Origin of the sequence: Actinomadura geliboluensis (genome assembly GCF_005889745.1) — a bacterium.
In the GTDB taxonomy this organism is placed as follows: Bacteria; Actinomycetota; Actinomycetes; order Streptosporangiales; family Streptosporangiaceae; genus Spirillospora; species Spirillospora geliboluensis.
The window spans coordinates 1-4,084 of sequence record NZ_VCKZ01000594.1 but is presented as its reverse complement, the minus strand read 5'-3'; the positions used below and the strand labels follow the sequence as shown (position 1 = coordinate 4,084).

General features: G+C 73.2%; 7 protein-coding genes. 3 read left to right on the top strand and 4 right to left on the bottom strand.

Going from position 1 to position 4,084, the window contains the following annotated elements; genetic code table 11:
- On the top strand, positions 1-398 hold a 398-nt coding region (locus ETD96_RS42030; protein WP_138642059.1), incomplete at its 5' end, for a LuxR C-terminal-related transcriptional regulator.
- A 5-nt stretch (positions 399-403) separates the two neighbouring features.
- On the opposite strand, the gene ETD96_RS42025 is transcribed toward ETD96_RS42030, so the two are convergent.
- The 3 genes from ETD96_RS42025 to ETD96_RS42015 are packed head-to-tail and all read right to left on the bottom strand — an operon-like array spanning position 404 to position 2,642.
- Positions 404-1,270, bottom strand: a complete 867-nt coding sequence (locus tag ETD96_RS42025; RefSeq protein WP_138642058.1) for a universal stress protein — start codon at positions 1,268-1,270, stop codon at positions 404-406.
- A complete protein-coding gene (locus ETD96_RS42020; RefSeq protein WP_138642057.1) occupies positions 1,267-1,764 on the bottom strand; it encodes a flavodoxin domain-containing protein in 498 nt (165 codons plus the stop codon). The genes ETD96_RS42025 and ETD96_RS42020 overlap by 4 nt, the downstream gene beginning before the upstream one ends.
- Positions 1,761-2,642 (bottom strand): universal stress protein, encoded by an 882-nt coding sequence (locus ETD96_RS42015; RefSeq protein WP_240808611.1) that lies wholly within the window; start codon positions 2,640-2,642, stop codon positions 1,761-1,763. The genes ETD96_RS42020 and ETD96_RS42015 overlap by 4 nt, the downstream gene beginning before the upstream one ends.
- A gap of 140 nt (positions 2,643-2,782) precedes the next feature.
- On the opposite strand from ETD96_RS42015, the gene ETD96_RS42010 reads away from it, so the two are divergent.
- Together ETD96_RS42010 and ETD96_RS42005 are read left to right on the top strand one after the other, a co-directional pair.
- Positions 2,783-3,097, top strand: coding sequence for an SHOCT domain-containing protein (locus ETD96_RS42010; protein WP_240808610.1), 315 nt, complete (start codon positions 2,783-2,785; stop codon positions 3,095-3,097).
- A 33-nt stretch (positions 3,098-3,130) separates the two neighbouring features.
- On the top strand, positions 3,131-3,652 hold the full coding sequence (locus tag ETD96_RS42005; protein WP_138642055.1) for a CBS domain-containing protein: 522 nt from the start codon (positions 3,131-3,133) through the stop codon (positions 3,650-3,652).
- A gap of 45 nt (positions 3,653-3,697) precedes the next feature.
- Here ETD96_RS42005 and ETD96_RS42000 read toward each other — a convergent pair whose 3' ends face one another.
- Positions 3,698-3,982: a universal stress protein gene (locus tag ETD96_RS42000; protein ID WP_240808609.1), complete on the bottom strand. Its 285-nt coding sequence runs from the start codon at positions 3,980-3,982 to the stop codon at positions 3,698-3,700.
- Positions 3,983-4,084 lie beyond the last annotated feature (102 nt).

Here is a 4,084-nt window from a genome sequence, read left to right as displayed (position 1 = left end):
ACGACGAGGACGCCCTGTTCGAGGCCGTCATGGCGGGCGCCGCCGGGTACGTCCTCAAGCAGATCCACGGCTCCGACCTCGTCGGCGCCGTCCGCACCGTCGCCACCGGCCAGTCCCTCCTGGACCCCCGCTCCACCGCCCGCATGCTTCACCGCCTGCGCAACCGGCAGGACAAGCAGGACCCCCTACAGCACCTCACCGACCAGGAACGCCAGATCTTCGACCTGATCGGCGAGGGCCTCACCAACCGGCAGATCGGCGAGCGCCTCTACCTCGCCGAGAAGACCGTCAAGAACCACATCTCCAGCATCTTCGCCAAGCTCGGCATGAGCCGCCGCACCCAGGCCGCCGCGCTCGCCGCCCAACTCAAAGCCGACTCCCGGAAACGGCACGAATAGGGCCCTCAAGATCGTCCACTGACGACGGCCACCGGGCAGCGCGCACGCATCAGCATCGCATGACCGACCGACCCCAGCAGCAGCCCGGCGAACCCTCCGCGCCCGCGCGAACCCACGACCAGCAGGTCGGCGTGCCCGGACGCCTCGGCCAGGACCCGGGCGGCCCTCCCGCGGACGGTCTCGGCCACGACCTCCACATCGGGGTACTCCGCCCGCCGGCCGGCGAGCGCCTCGGATAGAAGGCGCTGCTCGTCGGCGGCAAGGATCCCGAGGTCGTGGACCAGCGGGACCATGTCGCCGGGGCCGGTGGAGACGGGGTGCGTCCAGGCGAGCAGCGCCCGCAGCCGGGCCCCGCGCACGGACGCCTCCTCGAAGGCGAACCCGATCGCGCCGGCTCCGGCCTGTGACCCGTCAACGCCGACCACGATCTCGCCCCGCTCGGACGGTTCGGAGGGGCGGACGACCACCACCGGGCAGGGTGCGTGCGCGGCGACCTGGTTCGCCACCGACCCGAGGACGAGGCCGGTGAGGCCGCCCGTGCCGCGCGGGCCGGTCACGAGCATGAGCGCGTCCCGGGCCCGGTCGATGAGCACCTCGGCGGGCTGCCCACCGGTCTGCTCCCCCGTCACCTCCAGGCCCGGCGCCGCCTCGCGGGCGCGGGCCGCGCCGACGTCGACGACGCGCCGGCCGTCGTCCAGCATCTGCTTGCGGACCTGCGCCGCCCGCCGATCGTCCGGGACGTCGAACAGCCACGGCGTGACGACGTACACCAGATGCAGCGACGCTTCTCTGCGGACGGCCTCGGCGGCGGCCCAGTCGACCGCCCGCAGGCTCGCCTCCGAGCCGTCCACACCGACGACGATCTTGCTCATACGGTGGCCTTCCGCAGCTCGCGGGCGATGCCGGCGGCCCACTCGGCGACCTGGTCGCGGTCCCGGTGGTCGCCGCTCATCCGCTTGGCGATCCTGGACGCCAGGAAGCCCTTCGCGTCCGGGGCCAGGCGGCCGCCGAAGGTGGCGTGGCCGCGGGCGTGCAGCCGCCCGGCGATCTTGGCGACGCCGGGGACGGGGTCGATGACGTGTTCGCGGGCGGTGTCGTCCAGCGGGCCGCTGCTGAACAGCCACACCGGCCGGTGCTCCAGCTCGTCGGCGTGGTGCCGGGCGAAGCGGCGCGCATCCCGATGCCACCGTCCCTCGTACAGCGCGCCGCCGAGGACGACGGCGTCGTACTCGTCCAGGTCCGTGACGTCGCCGGCGGGGCGCACGTCGGCGTCCGCGCCCGCCTGTCGCAGCGCATCGCCGACCCAGTCGGCGATCTCGGCGGTTCCTCCGCGCTCGGAGGCGTACGCCACCAGCACTCGGATCATGACGGCTCCTCGATGTTCGGGTCGCGCTCGTGGACGACCGCGACCGGGCTCGGCGCCTCGTGCAGCAGGGTGCGGGTGACCGCGCCGAGCAGGGTTCGGGGGGACGAGCCGATCCCGCGGTCACCGACCACGAGCAGCATCGCGTCCCGTGCGTTGTCGGCCAGGACGCGCTGGGCCCGCTCCAGGACGAACCTGCGCTCCACGGCGACATCGGGATAGTCGGCCAGGTGCGGCTCCACCGCATTGGCGAACCGTGCCTTGGCCTGCTTCTTGATGCCCTCGGGGTCGGTGAACGGCAGCCGATCGGGCCCGGGCAGCGCGGCGGGATCCCACCACGCGCACACCAACGTCACCGCGGCATCGCGGAGCCTGGCCTCCCGCAGAGCGAACCGCACCGCGGCCTCGCTCGCCGGCGAACCGTCGACGCCCACCACGATCCGGGCGCTCTGCCGCCGCTCATGGGCGGGCACCACGACCACGGGACGATCGGCATGCGCCGGGACATGCACGGCCGTCGAGCCGACCGGCAGCTTGTCGAAGCCGCCCGCCCCGCGCGCGCCGACCACGATCAGCGCCGCTTCCGTCGAGGACTCCAGGAGCGCCCCGGGCGGCGTGCCCTTCGCCAGCAGCGGCCGGACGTCCAGGCCCGGCGCGGTCTGCCGGGCGAGCCGGACACCGTCGTCGAGGGCCAGCGCCCCCATGCCCCGGACGATCTCCAGCGCGTCCTCGTCCCGCGGAGTCAGCGGATAGGGCCAGGTCCAGGCGTGGCAGACCAGCAGCGGCACCCCGCGAAGGGACGCCTCGGCGGCCGCCCAGCGCACCGCCCGTTCGGCCGCCGGTGAGGCGTCGAACCCCACCAGAACAGCTCGTCCGTCCATTGAGGTCACCTCCTGGCTTCTGAGCCTCACCGATTAGAAGCGCCGCATTCAGGGGCATGGGTCTCCCAATGCGCAGGACCTTCGGCCCTGGGTGCGCCAGGCCCGGAGAGCGCAGGCTGGCAGTAGAAGGAGGTGCGGTCATGAACATCGGATATGCCCTCGCGGCCCACGTTCCCGGCGACGGCTGGGGGCACATGGGGAACGGCGGCTGGTCCGGCTGGATGTGGCTGTGGGGGACGGCGATGGTCCTGTTCTGGGTCGTCGTGATCGCTGCGGTGGCCTGGCTCGTGGCCCGTGCCGCGGCACCGCGCCGTCCAGGCACGCCGGACCTTGAGAGGCCCGGGCTGGAGCACGCGCGCGAGATCCTCGCCGAGCGCTACGCCCGCGGCGAGATCAGCACCGAGGAGTACGACGAACGCCTGGCCAAGCTGGACGGACGGAACATCCGCGCTTGACCGCGGCGCGTTCCACGACCATCGGGAGGGATCATGACCGAGCAGCCGCCCCTGGAGCGGCGTCCCGCCGCCGAGCTGATGACCCGGGACCTGCTCACCATCGCCGCGAGCGAGTCCGTGCTGATGGCCTGGGAGCTGATGTGCAAGGCCCAGGTGCACCACCTCCCCGTCGCCGATGACGAGGGCGGCTTCCTGGGCGTCGTGGACGCCCAGACCCTCACCTCGACGTGGGACGCCTCCGCCCCGCAGCAGGCCCGCCGGCCCGTGACGAGCCTCCTGCCGTCCGGCCCGCCCATGACGGTCCGGCCGGCGGCCACCATCCGCCGGGCCGCCCGCGCCATGCTCGAATCCGGCAAGGACTTCGTCCCGGTGACCGACGACCACGGCGCCCTGGTCGGCCTGATCACCGCACGGGACCTGATCGGCGCGCTCGCCGGCGAGGAACGCGACATCCCCCCGCAAACCGGAGGCATGCCCTCCCTCTACCGGATCGAACCGGTGCTGCCGAGCACACCGCCCGCACACCCGGGCTCCAGCAGCATCACGCCCGACTGAGCGGACTCCGCGAATGACCCTCCGGCTCGTCAGGCGGCGGGCTCGTCAGGCGGCGGGCCGGGGCTGCGGCACGATCGCCACCGCGCACGGGGCATGGTGCAGCATCGCCGAACTCGTCGCGCCCAGCAGCAGCGGATCCAGGCCCCCCGCGCCGCGATCCCCCACCACCAGCAGATCGGCGTCCGCCGCCGCCGCCAGCAGGGCCTCGCGGGGACGCTCCAGCAGCAGCGACACCCGCACGGCGACCTCCGGATAACGCCGCCTCCACGGCCGGACGGCCTCGTCCAGCATCGCGGTGCGCACCTCGAACAGCCTGTCCTTGACGTTCATCTCCAACGGCATCCTCGGTGAACCGTCCACGCCGACTCTCGGGCACGATCGCCGCGCAGAACTCCCAGTTCGAGACGCTGTTCAAGGACGGCAACCTGCTGC